The sequence below is a fragment of the Ciceribacter sp. T2.26MG-112.2 genome (assembly GCF_900492205.1).
In the GTDB taxonomy this organism is placed as follows: domain Bacteria; phylum Pseudomonadota; class Alphaproteobacteria; order Rhizobiales; family Rhizobiaceae; genus Allorhizobium; species Allorhizobium naphthalenivorans_A.
The window spans coordinates 71,354-87,157 of sequence record NZ_UEYQ01000015.1; the positions used below are offsets into that span (position 1 = coordinate 71,354).

15 protein-coding genes and 1 pseudogene are annotated in these 15,804 nt (G+C 62.3%); 9 read left to right on the forward strand and 7 right to left on the reverse strand.

Annotated elements, in window-relative coordinates:
* Positions 1 to 29: 29 nt before the first annotated feature.
* Both DYZ14_RS17910 and DYZ14_RS17915 read right to left on the reverse strand, forming a co-directional pair.
* On the reverse strand, positions 30 to 2,720 hold the full coding sequence (locus tag DYZ14_RS17910; RefSeq protein WP_148658694.1) for an HAD-IC family P-type ATPase: 2,691 nt from the start codon (positions 2,718 to 2,720) through the stop codon (positions 30 to 32).
* A gap of 165 nt (positions 2,721 to 2,885) precedes the next feature.
* Positions 2,886 to 3,164 (reverse strand): helix-turn-helix transcriptional regulator, encoded by a 279-nt coding sequence (locus DYZ14_RS17915; RefSeq protein WP_148658695.1) that lies wholly within the window; start codon positions 3,162 to 3,164, stop codon positions 2,886 to 2,888.
* 172 nt (positions 3,165 to 3,336) lie between these two features.
* Between DYZ14_RS17915 and DYZ14_RS17920 the strand changes: the two genes are divergently transcribed.
* From DYZ14_RS17920 to DYZ14_RS17950, 7 genes are all read left to right on the forward strand, one after another.
* On the forward strand, positions 3,337 to 6,261 hold the full coding sequence (locus tag DYZ14_RS17920) for a monovalent cation/H+ antiporter subunit A (RefSeq protein ID WP_332308686.1): 2,925 nt from the start codon (positions 3,337 to 3,339) through the stop codon (positions 6,259 to 6,261).
* Positions 6,261 to 6,599, forward strand: coding sequence for a Na+/H+ antiporter subunit C (locus tag DYZ14_RS17925; RefSeq protein ID WP_148658696.1), 339 nt, complete (start codon positions 6,261 to 6,263; stop codon positions 6,597 to 6,599). The genes DYZ14_RS17920 and DYZ14_RS17925 overlap by 1 nt, the downstream gene beginning before the upstream one ends.
* Entirely contained in the window at positions 6,596 to 8,224 is a 1,629-nt protein-coding gene (locus DYZ14_RS17930) for a monovalent cation/H+ antiporter subunit D (protein WP_148658697.1), read from the forward strand. The genes DYZ14_RS17925 and DYZ14_RS17930 overlap by 4 nt, the downstream gene beginning before the upstream one ends.
* 4 nt (positions 8,225 to 8,228) lie before the next feature.
* The gene (locus DYZ14_RS17935; protein WP_148658698.1) at positions 8,229 to 8,705 is read left to right on the forward strand and encodes a Na+/H+ antiporter subunit E; all 477 of its coding nucleotides are present in this window, start codon (positions 8,229 to 8,231) and stop codon (positions 8,703 to 8,705) included.
* Complete coding sequence (locus DYZ14_RS17940; RefSeq protein ID WP_148658699.1) at positions 8,702 to 8,983, forward strand: K+/H+ antiporter subunit F; 282 nt, start codon at positions 8,702 to 8,704, stop codon at positions 8,981 to 8,983. The genes DYZ14_RS17935 and DYZ14_RS17940 overlap by 4 nt, the downstream gene beginning before the upstream one ends.
* Entirely contained in the window at positions 8,980 to 9,357 is a 378-nt protein-coding gene (gene mnhG / locus DYZ14_RS17945) for a monovalent cation/H(+) antiporter subunit G (protein ID WP_148658700.1), read from the forward strand. The genes DYZ14_RS17940 and mnhG overlap by 4 nt, the downstream gene beginning before the upstream one ends.
* A 124-nt stretch (positions 9,358 to 9,481) precedes the next feature.
* The gene (locus DYZ14_RS17950; protein ID WP_148658747.1) at positions 9,482 to 10,735 is read left to right on the forward strand and encodes an ATP-binding protein; all 1,254 of its coding nucleotides are present in this window, start codon (positions 9,482 to 9,484) and stop codon (positions 10,733 to 10,735) included.
* Positions 10,736 to 10,786: 51 nt separating this feature from the next.
* On the opposite strand, the gene DYZ14_RS24590 is transcribed toward DYZ14_RS17950, so the two are convergent.
* Genes DYZ14_RS24590 through DYZ14_RS17965 form a run of 4 tightly spaced genes read right to left on the reverse strand, consistent with a single transcriptional unit; the run spans position 10,787 to position 13,913 of the window.
* Positions 10,787 to 10,903: a hypothetical protein gene (locus tag DYZ14_RS24590; protein ID WP_269749460.1), complete on the reverse strand. Its 117-nt coding sequence runs from the start codon at positions 10,901 to 10,903 to the stop codon at positions 10,787 to 10,789.
* Positions 10,861 to 13,395: an HAD-IC family P-type ATPase gene (locus tag DYZ14_RS17955; RefSeq protein ID WP_269749461.1), complete on the reverse strand. Its 2,535-nt coding sequence runs from the start codon at positions 13,393 to 13,395 to the stop codon at positions 10,861 to 10,863. The genes DYZ14_RS24590 and DYZ14_RS17955 overlap by 43 nt, the downstream gene beginning before the upstream one ends.
* Positions 13,396 to 13,448: 53 nt before the next feature.
* Positions 13,449 to 13,655 carry a hypothetical protein gene (locus DYZ14_RS17960; protein WP_148658701.1) on the reverse strand — a complete coding sequence of 69 codons (207 nt, stop codon included), beginning with the start codon at positions 13,653 to 13,655 and terminating at the stop codon, positions 13,449 to 13,451.
* A 3-nt stretch (positions 13,656 to 13,658) separates the two neighbouring features.
* Positions 13,659 to 13,913: a helix-turn-helix domain-containing protein gene (locus DYZ14_RS17965; protein WP_148658702.1), complete on the reverse strand. Its 255-nt coding sequence runs from the start codon at positions 13,911 to 13,913 to the stop codon at positions 13,659 to 13,661.
* A gap of 123 nt (positions 13,914 to 14,036) precedes the next feature.
* On the opposite strand from DYZ14_RS17965, the gene DYZ14_RS17970 reads away from it, so the two are divergent.
* Both DYZ14_RS17970 and DYZ14_RS17975 read left to right on the forward strand, forming a co-directional pair.
* The gene (locus tag DYZ14_RS17970; protein ID WP_148658703.1) at positions 14,037 to 14,900 is read left to right on the forward strand and encodes a universal stress protein; all 864 of its coding nucleotides are present in this window, start codon (positions 14,037 to 14,039) and stop codon (positions 14,898 to 14,900) included.
* A 61-nt stretch (positions 14,901 to 14,961) separates the two neighbouring features.
* A complete protein-coding gene (locus tag DYZ14_RS17975; protein WP_148658704.1) occupies positions 14,962 to 15,561 on the forward strand; it encodes a DUF3124 domain-containing protein in 600 nt (199 codons plus the stop codon).
* A 132-nt stretch (positions 15,562 to 15,693) separates the two neighbouring features.
* Here the strand turns inward: DYZ14_RS17975 and DYZ14_RS24155 are convergent.
* Positions 15,694 to 15,804 (reverse strand): annotated as a pseudogene (locus DYZ14_RS24155) (IS630 family transposase); the annotation flags it as partial.

A 15,804-nucleotide genomic window follows, 5' to 3' on the forward strand; every position in this document is an offset into this window, starting at 1 on the left:
GTGGTCTTCGCTGCGACAACAGCCACCCGTCACGCTCGCAACTCCCCGAACCAGTCCATCCTGCGTACCAGCACTTTTTCAAACTCGAGCAGCACCATGAGAGCCGCGCCGATCGCGACGATCATGATGCCGTCCAGAAGACCAAGCGGACGGCTTTCGAACAGGTCATTCATGAACGGCGCAAACGTGAACACCAACTGGGCCACGACAAGGATCGCGATGGCAATCAGGGCCGCCGGCGTTCCCTTCACTCCAACGAGCGTCACGGAAGGAACATGAAGGTAGCGCACGTTGAAAAGGTAGAATATCTCGCCAACGATGAACATGTTCACGACCATGGTTCGCGCCGTCTCGAGATCGCGGCCGGTGGAAAGGGCGTAGAAGAAGATCCCGAGCGAAGCTGCCGCCAGCACGAGCGATACCAGTATCACTCTCCACAACAGGAACGGCGACAGAAGGGGCGCGTCCGCCCGGCGGGGACGGCGCTTCATCACGCCCGGCTCCGTTGGCTCGAAGGCCAGGACAAGTCCGAGGGTCGACGCCAGGACGAGATTGACCCACAGAATCTGGGTCGCCGTCATCGGAAGAGCAAAACCGAAGAGAATACCCAGGACCACGGCCAGGGTTTCGGCGCCATTGGTGGGCAGTTCCCATGAGACGACCTTGCGGATGTTGTCCTGCACCGTCCTGCCTTCGCGGACGGCATTGACGATGGAGGCGAAATTGTCATCGAGGAGGACCATTTCGGCTGCCTCCTTCGCCGCTTCCGTGCCCTTGATGCCCATCGCCGTTCCCACGTCCGCCTGCGTGAGCGAGGGCGCGTCGTTGACGCCGTCCCCGGTCATGGCGACCACATGGCCATTGTGTTGCAGGGCGCGCACGATGCGCAGCTTGTGTTCCGGCGTGGTGCGCGCGAAGACCGTCGTGGACTCGACAAGGCGCCTGAGCTCGGTATCCCCGATCGCCTCGATTTCAGCGCCTGTCATCACTGTCGGATCTGACGCGAGATCGAGTTGGCGGGCAATCGCCGTGGCCGTGGCCGCGTGGTCGCCGGTAATCATCTTGATCGCTATGCCGGCCGATCGGCATTCCGCGACCGCCACGGCAACCTCCGGACGCGGCGGATCCATGAAGCCGACGATGCCGAGGAATACAAGACCGTCGGCAACCAGATCGAAGTTCAGTTTCTCGGCAGGAGAGTCCAGCCGCTTCATGGCGAAGCCGAGTACACGCTCGCCCTCGGCACCCGCTTCGGCGATCTGCTCGTCCCAGAAGGCCTGGTCCACAAGATCGCCTCCCATGGCAAGGAGTGTTTCCGCGGCACCCTTGACGAAGATGACATGCTCGCCCGCCGGCCCCCTGTGGAGGACAGCCATGTAGCGATGTGCCGCGTCGAATGGTATCTCATCGATGCGTGTCCACTCGGCCCTCACATGACCGGGATTCAGTCCGGCCTTCATCGCCAGGGCCACCAGAGCCCCTTCCATGGGGTCGCCATTTGCCTGCCACTCGCCATCGACCTGGAACAGGTCTGCATTGTTGCAGAGCAGACCGCATCGCAACAGATCGCCGGCATTGGCAACGGCTTCCACGTCGTCGCCATTCGGGCTGGTTATCCCGCCCTCCGGCGCATAGCCGGCGCCTCCGACCAGAAGATGGTTCCGGGCCATGACGACACGGCGGGCCGTCATCTCGTTGCGCGTCAGCGTGCCGGTCTTGTCCGTGCAGATCACCGAGGTCGCGCCCAGCGTCTCGACTGCCGGCAACTTGCGGATAACGGCCTTCCGCACCGCCATCCGACGCACGCCGATGGCCAGGGTAATCGTTATGACTGCGGGTAGTCCTTCCGGGACCACGCCAACGGCAAGCGCCACCACGGCGATCAGTGCGGTAATCCAGTCATAATCGCGCACAAGGACCGCGAAGGCGAAAAGAAGCAGGCCGCCCAGGAACACGACCCAGGTAAACCGCGTGGCGAACGCATCAATCTGGCGCAGCAGGGGCGTACTGAGCGGCTGTATGTCCTGCAAGAGCCGGCTGATTCGCCCGATTTCCGTCGACATGCCGGTGTCCACGACAATGCCGGTGCCCTGGCCCGCCACGACCAGCGTGCCTGAATATGCCATGCAGTGCCTGTCACCCAACGCTGCCTCGGTTTCCGCCGCGGCCTCGACCTTCTCGGCGGCAACCGACTCGCCCGTCAGCAGTGCCTCGTCGATCAACAGGCGACGGGCGCGCAGCAATCTCAGATCGGCCGGAACCTTGTCTCCCGCTTCGATGAGCACCACGTCGCCCGGAACCAGTTGCCTCACCGGAATGCTGGCACGTCTCCCTTCCCGCAGGACATTGGCCATTGGCGCGATCATGTCGCGAATGGCATTCAGGGCCTGCTCGGCCCGGCCTTCCTGGATGAAGCCAACGATGGCATTGACGATGACGACCGCGACAATGACGCCGCCATCAATGTGATGGCCGAGCAGGAACGCCGCAGCCGCGGCGATCAACAGGAAGTAGATCAGGACATTGTTGAATTGTGCGAGAAACCGCTGCCACGCCGGACGGCCTTTGGTGGCGGGCAGTTCATTGGGGCCGTGCGTCACCAGTCGTTCCGATGCCTCCGCCATCGAAAGACCACCGGCATCAGTCTGGAGGGAGGTGAGTGTCGCTTCCGCGGACTGTGCATGCCAAGCCAGGGCATTTCCCTTGCTCACAGTGACCATTTCATGCCTGCCCCTTGTTCTTACCGCTGCCCCGCGGTGTGTTGCTACCAACCATGGCGCTCGGATGCAACGCCGCAAAGCGCACGCGCCGGGCGAGCACGCACGCGCAATATTCGCGCAGGTTTGCGCTGCTATGATCGGTGCATGAACGCATTTCCGCCGCAGTCAGCCGGGATCCTTGCTCGCGGCGTCGCCATCCACCAGACAGACGGCTGGCCCGACATCGGACACCATAGGGAACACCACGCCATGGTCGTTGAACGCACGCACGATCTGCGCGGCAGTCGCCCGGTGCACGTCATGCCGCGCACCTTCATAGTCGCGGATGGTGCTGCGCGAAACAGTGGAGTGCTCCGCGAGCTCCTCCTGCGTCCAATCCAGGAGTCCGCGGGCGGCCCGACAGAGAGCTGGCGTCATAATTGGATGTTGGCTTCCTTGACCCATCGAATCTCTCCCTGCATATTGTACAGAATAAACCATTTAGGGCGACAAACCAGTCCCTTCCTATCCGTAATTGGTCTACAGTGCATTCCAGTCCGGCCAGCTACAGGCAAGATTGGATGAGCCGCATGGTACACCTTGAGCAGGCGCCATCGCGTCAAAGGAGAGTTACGAAATTGGGGTAACGGCGGGTCCGGAACTACTCTTGGTATTGATGCTCGTTCCCTTCATCGGGAGTGTGCTGACGGCCGTCATGTTGCGCACCGATTCACGCCTCTTGCCGGCCTATCTCGCGGCAAGCGTGGCCGTCATCGAGCTGGCGATCCTCGTGGTCCTCTATCCGACGATCGCGCGCGACGGCGTTTTGCTTTACGAGATCGAATGGCTGCCGCAGCTGGGGCTCAATCTGACCTTGCGGATCGACGGCCTGGCTTGGCTGTTTGCCATGCTCATTGCCTCCATCGGGCTGCTCGTGGTGATCTATGCCCGCTACTACATGTCGGATTCGGATCCGATACCCCGCTTCTTTTCCTTCTTGCTTGCCTTCATGGGCTCGATGCTGGGTATCGTCATTTCCGGCAATGTCATCCTGCTTTCGGTCTTCTGGGAATTGACGAGTCTTACGTCCTTTCTTCTGATCAGCTACTGGCATCACAGTCCGACGGCCCGCGACGGTGCGCGCATGGCCCTGACCGTGACCGCGGCCGGCGGCTTTTGCTTGTTGGGCGGACTGCTGATCCTCGGGAATATTGTTGGCAGCTATGACCTCGATAAGATCCTGGCCGCAGGCGACGTTATCAGAGCCCACCCGCTCTATCTGCTGAGCCTCGTCCTGATCCTTCTCGGAGCCTTCACCAAGAGCGCCCAGTTCCCGTTTCATTTCTGGTTGCCGAATGCCATGGCGGCACCGACGCCGGTCTCGGCCTATCTGCACTCAGCCACCATGGTCAAAGCCGGGGTGTTCCTGCTCGTTCGCCTGTCGCCGGCTCTGTCGGGAACCTATGAATGGTTCCTGCTCGTGGGGTTGGCGGGCATTTCCACCTTGCTGCTGGGCGCTTATTTCGCCATGTTCCAGCAGGATCTGAAGGGGCTGCTGGCCTATTCCACGATCAGCCATCTCGGGCTGATCACCACACTGCTGAGCCTTGGCAGCCCGCTCGCCACGGTCGCGGCCATCTTCCACATGATGAACCACGCCATCTTCAAGGCCTCCCTGTTCATGGCGGCGGGCATCATCGACCACGAAACGGGTACACGTGATCTGCGACGCCTGCGGGGGCTGATACGCTATTTGCCGATCACCGGCCGGCTCGCCATGGTGGCAAGTGCGGCCATGGCCGGGGTGCCCTTGCTGAACGGCTTCCTGTCCAAGGAAATGTTCTTCGCCGAGGCGGTGGAGACGCATGCGGACTCCCTGCTCGACACCGCCCTCCCTTACCTTGCCGTCATCGCCAGCGCCTTCAGCGTCGCCTATTCGCTGCGTTTCATTCATTCCGTGTTTTTTGGCCCGCCAGCTACGGACCTGCCCAAACCGAAACCGCATGAACCTCCACACTGGATGCGCTTTCCGATCGAGTTCCTCGTCCTCGCCTGCCTGGTGATCGGCATCATTCCCAATCTCACCATCGGCCCCTTCCTGCGGGTGGCTGCCTATAGCGTGCTGGGCGAAACCATGCCCAACTATAGTCTTTCCATTTGGCACGGCTTCAACATTCCGCTGCTTATGAGCGTGCTGGCCCTCGTCGCCGGCGGGCTCATTTATGTTGCGTTCCGCGCCTACTTCAGTCGCTGCGACGGTCCGCCACTGTCGCGTCACCTGCAAGGGCAACGCATATTCGAGCGGGTTCTCGTCACGGTCTCCTGGCGTTGGGCCAGGACTCTGGAGGGTCGCTTCGGTACGCGAAAACTCCAGCCGCAATTGCGCTGGGTCACCGTCATCGGCTTCTTGGCCGCCCTGCTGCCGCTTTATCTGTCCGGCTTCCAGTCCCGGATGATCCCGCCTTCGGCGTTTGACGTGCCCTTCTCGGTGATGTGGCTGCTGGGCGGCGGCCTGTCGATCGGTACCGCCTATCTGGCAAAGTACCATCGGCTTGCCGCACTGGTCATGCTTGGTGGGGTCGGACTGATCGTTTGTGTCACCTTCGTATGGCTCTCCGCGCCCGATCTGGCCATTACCCAGCTCTTGGTCGAAATCGTCACCACGGTTCTCATCCTCCTGGGGCTGCGCTGGCTGCCGAAGCGGACCGAGCAGTTACAGGACGACCTTACGTTCAAGGCGCGCTTCCGCAGGTTTCGTGACTTTCTTCTCGCTGCCGTCTGCGGCCTCGGCATGTCGTTCGTCGCCTATGCCGTGATGACCATGACGGTTCCGGATGCAATCGCCCGCTTCTTCCTGGACAATGCCTACAGCCAGGGTGGCGGCCGCAATGTCGTCAATGTCATCCTGGTCGATTTCCGCGGCTTCGACACGCTCGGCGAAATTACCGTTCTCGGGATCGTCGCCCTGACTGTCTACGCCTTGTTGCGTCGTTTCCGCCCGGCCGCCGACAGCATGGCACCGCCGGAACAGCAGCGGGCACAGGCGAAATACGATGCGCTGCATGCCGATCGTTCCGAGGGTGACACCGTCAGGGACTACCTGCTGGTACCCTCGGTCATCATGCAATGGCTCTTTCCGGTGGTCATCACCTTGGCCATTTACATCTTCATCCGGGGCCATGATCTACCCGGTGGAGGGTTCTCTGCCGGCTTGACGATGTCTATCGCCTTCCTGCTTCAGTATCTCGCCGGCGGCACGCGCTGGGCGGAGGAGCGTATCCGAATCCTGCCGCTGCGCTGGATGGGAACGGGTATCCTTCTGGCCTCGGCCACGGGCATCGGCGCCTGGTTGCTCGGCTATCCGTTCCTGACCTCGCATTCGCGTTACCTTGAGTTGCCGCTGATCGGCCAAGTGCCTCTGGCCACGGCCATGATCTTCGATCTCGGGGTATTCCTGCTGGTGGTCGGCTCCACTGTGCTTATCCTGGTGGCTCTCGCCCACCAGTCGATCCGCATCAATCGGCTGCGCGCCCTGGAAGAGTCCAAAGAGGAGGGCGCCTGATGGAACTCGTCTTGTCAATCGCGATCGGCGTAATGACCGCATGCGGGGTGTGGCTGATCCTGCGCCCCCGCACCTATCAGGTCATTATCGGCCTTTCCTTGTTGTCCTATGCGGTGAACCTGTTCATTTTCGGTGTCGGCGGCGTGAAATCGGACGAGCCTCCCCTCCTCGGCGAGGGCGTTTCAGTCACCTCTCTCACCGATCCCGTTCCGCAAGCACTCGTGCTGACGGCGATCGTCATCGGTTTTGCGACAACGGCCCTGTTCCTGGTGGTCCTGCTCGCGTCCCGGGGGCTTACCGGGAGCGACCACGTCGACGGACGGAGCGATCCGCGATGAACTGGTCCAGCCATCTGGTCATTGCACCGATCTTGCTGCCACTGATCAGCGGCGCTGTTCTCATGTTCATCGCCGACCGGCAGCGGGTCCTCAAGGCGATGGTCAGCCTGTTCGCGACGCTGGGCCTGGCGATGGTCGCCCTCATGCTGGTGGCCGATCAGGCAAGCGACGATGCGGTCAATCGGGTCTACATGCTCGGCAACTGGCTCGCCCCCTTTGGTATCGTTCTGGTCCTCGACAAGCTGTCGGCCCTGATGGTCGCGCTGACTGCCATACTCGCCGTACCTGTGCTGGTGTTTTCCCTGGCCAGATGGCATTCCGCCGGCTCACATTTTCACAGTCTCTTCCAGTTTTTCCTGGTCGGCGTAAACGGCGCCTTCCTGACCGGCGACCTGTTCAATCTCTTCGTGTTCTTCGAGGTCATGCTGGCAGCCTCCTATGGGCTGCTGCTGCATGGTTCCGGTGCATTGCGCGTCAAGGCCGGCCTGCACTATATCGCAGTCAATCTGGCCGCCGCCCTGCTCTTCCTGATCGGGGTGAGCTTGATCTACGGGACGGCAGGCACGCTGAACATGGCCGACCTCGCAGCGCGTATTCCGTCTATCGAGCCGGATCGGCGGATGCTGATGGAGGCCGGCGCAGGCGTGCTCGGCGTCGCGTTCCTGATCAAGGCAGGCATGTGGCCGCTCTGCTTCTGGCTGCCGACAGCCTACAGCGTTGCGGCCGCACCGGTCGCGGCGATCTTCGCCATCATGAGCAAGGTCGGGATCTACATCATCCTGCGTCTGTCCGTGCTGATGTTCGCGGAAGGTCCGTCGGCGGAATTCGGCACCGACGTCCTCGTCTATGGCGGCCTTGCGACCATCGCGTTCGGGACGATCGGCGTCCTCGCATCACAGGCTCTTGGCCGGATTGGCGCCTATTGCGTGCTTGTTTCCTCCGGCACGTTGTTGACGACGATCGGGCTGCAGGACGCCGCGGCGAGTTCAGGCGCATTGTACTATCTCGTCAGTTCGACACTCACGCTCGGCGCATTCTTCATGCTGGTCGAGCTTGTCGAACGGTGCCAGGATGCGGGCGCCAACGTGCTGGCGGTCACGATGGACGCCTACGGCGATGCGGACGACGATATCGTGGAGGAGGCCGAGGGCGTCACCATGCCATCGACGCTGGCAATCCTGGGTACGTGTTTCGCCGCCAGCGCCATCCTGCTGTCGGGATTGCCGCCGCTTTCCGGCTTTATCGCCAAGTTCGCCATTCTCTCGGCCATCATGGGGACGGGCTCGATCGGTGTGCCGCCCACAGGCTCCGCTCTATGGCTTGCAGCACTTGTCATCCTCGCCGGCCTGGCCACTCTGATCGCGCTCACGAGGGCTGGCATCCGTACCTTCTGGAGCTCGATCGAGGGCACCGTGCCGCGCGTCCTGGTCATGGAGATCGTGCCGGTCATGATACTGCTTGCCGTGATGGCAGGTCTCACGATCAAGGCCGGGCCTGCACTCGCCTACATGGAGGCGACGATCCGCGACGTTGGCAATTCCAAGGCCTATATCGAGGCTGTCGGAAAGGCCGTAACCGTGCCGTCATGGCGGGACACCAAAGCGAAAGAACAGGGAGGCGGCTGATCTCATGTTACCCTATCCTCTCCTTGCTATCTCGCTTACCCTTATGTGGTTGCTGCTGAACGGGTTCAGCCTTGGAAACCTCCTCCTCGGAGGCGCGGTGGGGATTTTCGCTGCCTGGGCGATGGCAACCCTGCGGCCCGCCAAGCCGCGGCTGAAGAAATGGTATCTCCTGCCCAAGCTGTTCATGCTGGTGATGACTGACATCATCCGCTCAAACGTGGCGGTCGCCTGGGCGATCCTGCGGGGACGTCCGCGCGGCCATCATTCGGGCTTCATCGACATTCCCCTCGAACTGAAGGATCCGATGGGTCTTGCCATCCTCGCCGTGATCGTGACCAGCACGCCGGGCTCGGCATGGCTCGAATATGATTCAAGCCGCAACTCGGTCTTTATTCACGTATTTGATCTCATTGACGACGATGAATGGCGAAACGTGCTCAAGAACCGTTACGAGAGGCTTCTCCTGGAGATTTTCGCATGAGTGCCATCATCATCCTGACCGCCGTCGGCATCGCGCAGATCATGCTGGTCATCGCCATGGCGATCGTCGCGATCCGCATCTTCTACGGTCCGCGCGCCCAAGACCGGATCATCGGACTCGACGCCCTCTATATCAATGCCATGCTGCTCATTGCGACCTTTGGCATCGGCACGGGAAGAACCGTCTATTTCGAGGCGGCCCTGGTGATCGGCCTGATCGGATTTGTCGCCACGGTCTCCCTGGCGAAGTTCCTGATGCGCGGGGAGGTGATCGAATGACCTATCATGCCGCCGACATTCCCGTATGGGGCGCGGTCCTGATTGCCTCCTTCATGATCTTCGGGGGGGCTCTGGCATTGATCGGCGCGATCGGTTTCCTGAAGCTTTCGACGTTCTATGACCGCATCCACCCTCCGACACTTTCCACCAGTTGGGGTACGGGCGGCATCATGATGGCGTCGATCCTGTTCTTCACCTTCGCTTCAGGCCGCCCTGTCTTGCACGAAATCCTGATCGGCATTTTCGTCACGGTGACGACGCCCGTGACCTTCATGCTGCTGGCGCGCGCCGCCTTGCACCGTGACCGCGCGGATGGGAATCCGGACGTTCCGCAGCCAAAGGGCGCGGGACCCGAGATGCAAGAGCCAGATTGATCGATTTCGCACACAGGTGGAGGAAGATCAGGGTCTCAGGTCAATCAAGATTGGACGCCTATCGAATTAAAAATAGACGACTTCCCGCTTTAAATTGGACCGGAGTTGGATTAAGAATGGACGCATGGCTGAGCATACAGGTCTGAAGTCTCTTGTCGATCGCAAAGCGTTGCCTCTGGTTGAGGCGGCTTTGGCCGATACCCGTGTGGTGTTGATATCCGGGCCACGACAGGCGGGCAAGACGACGCTCGCGCGCATGTTTTCCGGCAGGGATCAACCATACGTCACGCTGGATGATGCCGGAACCTTGAGCGCCGCGAAAGCCGACCCGACCGGGTTCATCCGCGGGATGAAGCGCGCGGTTATCGACGAGATACAACGAGCCCCCGATCTGATGCTGGCGATCAAGGCAAGCGTGGATGACGATCAGGAGCCCGGACGGTTTCTTCTGACGGGTTCTGCCAATCTCGCGACCATTCCGGCCATCGCTGACTCCCTGGCCGGCCGAATGGCCGTCATACCGCTTCTTCCCTTTGCGCAGGCCGAAATCCGATCTTGTCCGGGCCTCATGCTCGATCGGCTATTTGCCGGGGAAGAGCCGGTCATCGATGGCGAAGTCGTTCTGGGCAAGGAAATGATGAGTATGGTTCTCGCCGGCGGCTATCCGGAAGCCCTGAGGCGAACCACCCCGGCCCGGCGCGTCTCGTGGCTCGAAGACTATGTCGGTCTGATCCTCGATCGCGACGTGCGCGACATCGCCAACATCGATCAGCTGGATCGGTTGCCGCGTCTTCTGAACATCCTTGCCGAACATGCCGGGCAATTGGTCAACAATAGCAGCTTCGGTTCGGCGCTGGGATTGTCCGGTGTCACGGCTCAGAAATACATAGCCATCCTGGAGCGGCTGTTCCTCGTCAAAACCCTTGTCCCGTGGTCGAACAACCGGCTCAGCCGGCTTGTCAAAACGCCGAAGCTCCACTTCCTCGACACGGGACTTCTGGCCGCGTTGCGGGAAGACGAACTGGCTCGGCTATCCGACGACAAGACCCGATTTGGAGCCCTGCTGGAAAGTTTCGTCGTCTCCGAGCTGATGAAGCTGGCATCCTGGTCCGATCGACGTCTGTCGTTTTCGCACTACAGAACGAAGGATCTGGATGAGGTCGATATCGTGATCGAGGATCGCCGCGGGCGCGTCATCGGTATCGAAGTCAAGGCGTCCGCGACCGTCAAAGCCGATGATTTTCGCGGGTTGCGTCAGTTGCAGGCCGCGGTCGGCGATCGTTTTGTGCGTGGCCTCGTCCTGCATGATCACGACCGCATTACGCCGTTCGCGGAACGCCTGCAGGCTGCACCCCTCTCGATCCTGTGGTCGATGTGAAAGGGATGATCGGCTTTCCGCGCTTGCAACCTCACGAAGGGGCAGCCGCCGCTATCGCCTCAGCCCCAACCTGATCTGCTTCTCGATCTCGATGACGGCAAAGAAGGTGGCGCCTACCGCCACGATCAGCAGCCCGTCCCACAGCGGCACCGGCCGGGTGCCCAGCACCGCCTGCAGTGCAGGGATGTAGGTGACCGCGAACTGCGCCGCGGTGATGGCGATGACCACCCTTCAGACGACCTTCGTCCCGCGGGCCGCCGCCATGTAAGCGAGGTCCCGTGAATGTTGCGGATGAAGAAGAGGTGGAAGATCTCCAGCACGACCAGCGTGTTCATTGCCATGGTCTGCGCAAGCGCGACAGGATAGCCGCGGTCGAGGGCATAGCTGAAGATGCCGAAGACGGCCGCCAGGAACAGCATCCCCACCAGCACCACATGCCAGACCAGGCCGCCCGACAGGATCGGCGCGTCGCGGCGTCGCGGCGGCCGTGCCATGGTGCCGGCCTCGGTCGGTTCAAAGGCGAGTGCCAGACCCAAGGTGATGCCGGTGATGAGATTGACCCAGAGGATCTGCACCGCGGTGACCGGCAAGGCAAGGCCCGCGAGCAGCGCCAGGATCACCACCATTGATTCGCCGGCATTGGTCGGCAATGTCCAACTGATCACCTTGGTGAGATTGTCGTAGACCGTCCTTCCCTCCCGCACGGCGGCCGCGATGGAGGCGAAATTGTCGTCGGCCAGCACCAGATCGGCGGCCTCCTTGGCAGCCTCCGATCCCTTCTGTCCCATTGCGATGCCGGCATCCGCCCGCTTGAGCGCCGGCGCGTCATTGACGCCGTCGCCGGTCATGGCGACCGACAGCCCGTTGGCCTGAAGGGCGGTGACCAGGCGCAGCTTGTGTTCCGGGCTGGTGCGGGCAAAGACGTCCACCCCGGTGACTTCGAGGGCCAGTTGCGCGTCATCCAGCTTGTCGAGATCGGATCCGGTCAGCACCCGGCCGGTGTTCTCCAAGCCGATCTGCGCGGCGATGGCAGCCGCGGTTCCGGCATGGTCGCCGGTGATCATCTTGACGCGGATGCCGGCGGCGCGACACTCGGCGACGGCGGTGATCGCCTCGGGGCGTGGCGGATCGATCAGGCCGACGAGGCCGAGAAAGACGAGGCCGCCCTCCAGCGCCGCAGGGTCGATCTCGTCGTCAGCCACCGCCCGCTCGGCGAGGGCCAGCACGCGAAGCCCTCGCGAGGCCATCTGCTCGGCGCGATCATGCCATCCTGACAGATCGATGCCGCCGCACATCCTCAGCACCCGTTCGGGCGCTCCCTTCACATGAACGATGCGGCCGTCCGCGTGCTCGCTCAACACCGCCATGAAGCGGTGACGGGAATCGAAGGGAATGGCATCCAGCCGCCTTCCGTCGGGCCGGTGATCGCCGGCCACCTTGCCGGCGAAGGCCAGCAGCGCCCCTTCCATCGGATCGCCCTCGACGCTCCAGAGGCCGTTGTGAAAGGTCAGCGCCGCGTCGTTGCAGAGCGCTGCGGCGCGTGCCAGGCGTGACAGATCGCCCGCGGGCGTGACGGCGCCGGCAGGCGCATAGCCCTCGCCGGCGATCGTGAATATGCCGTCGGGTGTCTCCGCCGCGGCGACCACCATCTCGTTGCGGGTCAGCGTGCCGGTCTTGTCGGTGCAGATGACCGAGACGGAGCCGATTGCCTCGATCGCCGGAAGACGCCGCACAATGGCATGGCGCTGTGCCATCGCCTGCACTCCAATGGCCAGCGTGATGGTCATGACGGCCGGGAGGCCCTCGGGAATCGCGGCAACGGCCACGCCGACCACCGCCATGAACATTTCGCCGAACTCATGGTGACCGACAAAATATCCGTAGGCGAGCAGCAGCGCCGCGATCAGCAGGATCAGGAAGGACAGCCAGCGGGCGAAATGATCCATCTGGGCGACGAGGGGCGTCGTCAATTGCTCCACGCCCTCCAGAAGCCCGCCGATGCGGCCGATCTCCGTATCGCCGCCGGTGGCAACCACCAGGCCTTTCGCGGTGCCCTGGGTGACCAATGTGCCGGACCACAGCATGGAGCGGCGATCGCCGAGGGGCGCATCGGCGCTTGTCGGCGGTACCGTCTTGTCGACCGGCACGCTTTCGCCCGTGAGGATCGCCTCCTGCGCCGAAAGGCCGCGCGCGACGACCAGGCGAAGGTCGGCCGGCACCTTGTCGCCGGCCTCCAGCAGCACGATGTCGCCCGCCACGAGATCGGCGCCGTCCACGGTCAGCCGTTCGCCATCGCGCAAGACCGCCGCATGGGGCGCCAGCATGTTGCGGATGGCGGCCATCGCGGCTTCCGCCTTGCCCTCCTGGAGAAAGCCGATCAAGGCATTGGCCAGCACCACCGCGAGGATGACGCCGGTATCGACCCAATGCTGCAACATGCCGGTGACCACGGCCGCGGCCATCAGGACATAGATGAGAACATTGTGGAACTGCGCGAGGAACCGCAGGAAGGGTCCGCGCCGGTGCACCTCGGGCAGCCGGTTGGGGCCGTAGATCTCAAGCCGCCGTTCGGCCTCCGTGCGGGTCAGCCCCTCCGGCCGGGCATCGAGCAGTTCAAGGCAGGTTTCCACCGTCTGACTGTGCGGGTTGTCCAGCTTCATTCGTCACGTTCCTTCTCTACCGTGCGGTTTGGCCCCTTTAAAGGCGAGGTCGCTCAAGCGACGATGCGCCCCTCCGTCTCGATCTCGGGAATTTCCGTGCGTTCCTCACCACGGCCGCCGCACAACAGCTCGGCGCTGCCGAAGCGTCCGAGACCGAACAGAATGATCTGACCGGACTGATCGGAATGGCTCGCGGTCTCGCTGGGTTCCTTCGGCGTGCCCTTGCGTTCAAAAACGCCCAGCCAAAGCTCGCACCACATCCATCAGTGCTCCAGCCGGTCCGGATGATGGGTCGCGTTGGCGTCGGACACGGTCGGCAACAGGGTGGCACCGCTCTGGCGCGGCCGCGTCTCGTGTCGGTGCAGGAAGTCATCGAAGTCGATGTCCGAAACGCGCCAGCCCTTGCCGATGTCGATGGCTCGCAACGCGCCTTCCTTGATCCAGTGGCGAACCGTTGCCTCGCTGACCTTCAGCCGGTCGGCCACTTCTTGTACGGTCTGGTATCGATCTTGTGGCATGGTATCACCGCTTGTATCCGTTTGGTGCACTATGCCGGAATTTGGCACTCTTTGGTTGATTGAGATCAAGGCTGGTGGCTAATTGCGATGATTTGATTGTTTTAGTTGAGACAGGGGCAGACAATGACGCACATCATGGTGGCGACCGACTTTTCCGAACGCTCGGATCGGGCTCTTCGCCGGGCGACGTTGTTGGCCCGGCAGACGGGTGCGAGAATGACGCTCGTCACTGCCGTGGACGAAGATCGGCCGCTGCGACTGGTGGAGGAGGAGAAGCGGGAAACGGAGACGCTGCTGCGCAACATGCGCGCCACCCTGCGCGACGTGGACAACATAAGCTGCGAGAGCCGGCTGCTGGTCGCCGAGCCGTCGCAGGCGATCGTGCAGTTTGCGGAAGAGACGGCCCCCGACCTGCTGGTCCTGGGTCCGCATCGCCGCCAGTTGTTCCGCGACATCTTTGTCGGAACGACGGCGGAGCGGACGATCCGGAATGTCACCTGCCCCGTCCTGATGGTCAATGCAGCGCCTGTGGCCGCCTACAGGAACGTGCTGCTGACGACGGATCTGGGCGAGGCTTCGCGCAACGCCATCACGATCTACGCGAAGATGGTTCTGGCCAACGACGCCTCCCATTCCATTCTCCACGTCTTCGATGCGCCGATGCTGCAACTGGCGACGGCGTCGACGATGACGGAGCGAGAGGCAAAGCTCTACATCGAAGATACAAGGCAAAAGGCTGCCGGCGAATTGTCCAGCTTCATGGGCACGATCGGGATCGGCGGCGTCCAGCCTCTTCTTCGTCATGCCGCGACAGCCGTCAATCACGAGATTCTCGCGGCGGCGGCGGAGATTTCCGCAGACCTGATCGTGCTGGCGAACCAAGGCAAGCGGACTCTCGAGCGATGGTTGCTGGGAAGCGTGACGGAGACTGTGCTGAGGGATTCGACGATCGACGTTCTGGCGATCCCTCCGGCGCGTGCGGATTGAAGGTGGCGATCGGCCGTGTGACCTGCGCTGTGCGATCAAGGAAAGGAACCGTCATGGCGAAATGCCCTATCCAGCCCGTCTCGGCATTGCAGGAGAGGCGATCGAGATGACAATGGATCACGACCGGGTTCACGACCGGGATCAGGCCCGCAAGGACGCGCGGCCGCGTCACACGATGAGGCGGTCCGTGCGGCTCCTGTTGGCCGCCACGATCGCCACGGCCGCCCTGGGCGGCGCCCATGGTCAGGACATGGCGTCCGCCCTGCCCGCCCGCGCGTCCTTTGAAAAGATATTCATGGCCGCCTTTTCCCATGTGCTCACCCCGCAAGGCGGAAGCCAGCCGCTGGCCTCGACAATGGTGGTTCACAATGTCGATCCGGCAATAGAGATCACCGTCTCGACCGCAGACTATCTCGACCAGAACGGCAACCCGGTGAAATCGTTTCTGAAAACACCGATCAAGCTGGCCCCTCGGGCGTCGCACGCGTTTCTCGTCAAGGTCAACGAACAGCCGGCGGGCTTTTCGGCAAGGTTCGTGCTGGAGTGGAGTGCCGATGAGCAGGCGCTGTCGCCGATCCTGCAAGGCGTGATGATCGGCGGCGCCGGAACGCAAGGGATCTCCTTTACGACGGTCGGAAGGGTTGTCGAGCGTCGTCCCTGACCGGCTCAAGGGGCCGGGCAAGCCCGCCTGCCAAGCCCGCCCGTCAGGCCCTCGCTTGGTGCGATGGCATGCAACGATCCGGTCTTTTCTGTCGCTTGAGCGTTTCGAGCCAGGCTCTAGAGCACGTCCGTTTTACTCGGGATCATATCCGCACGATTTGAAGTAGTTGGCGCATTCTTGTGGTTCGAACAGCGTGACGATCTGGCCGATGGTATTCCATAAGCCCTCGACCGTTCGCTCGGC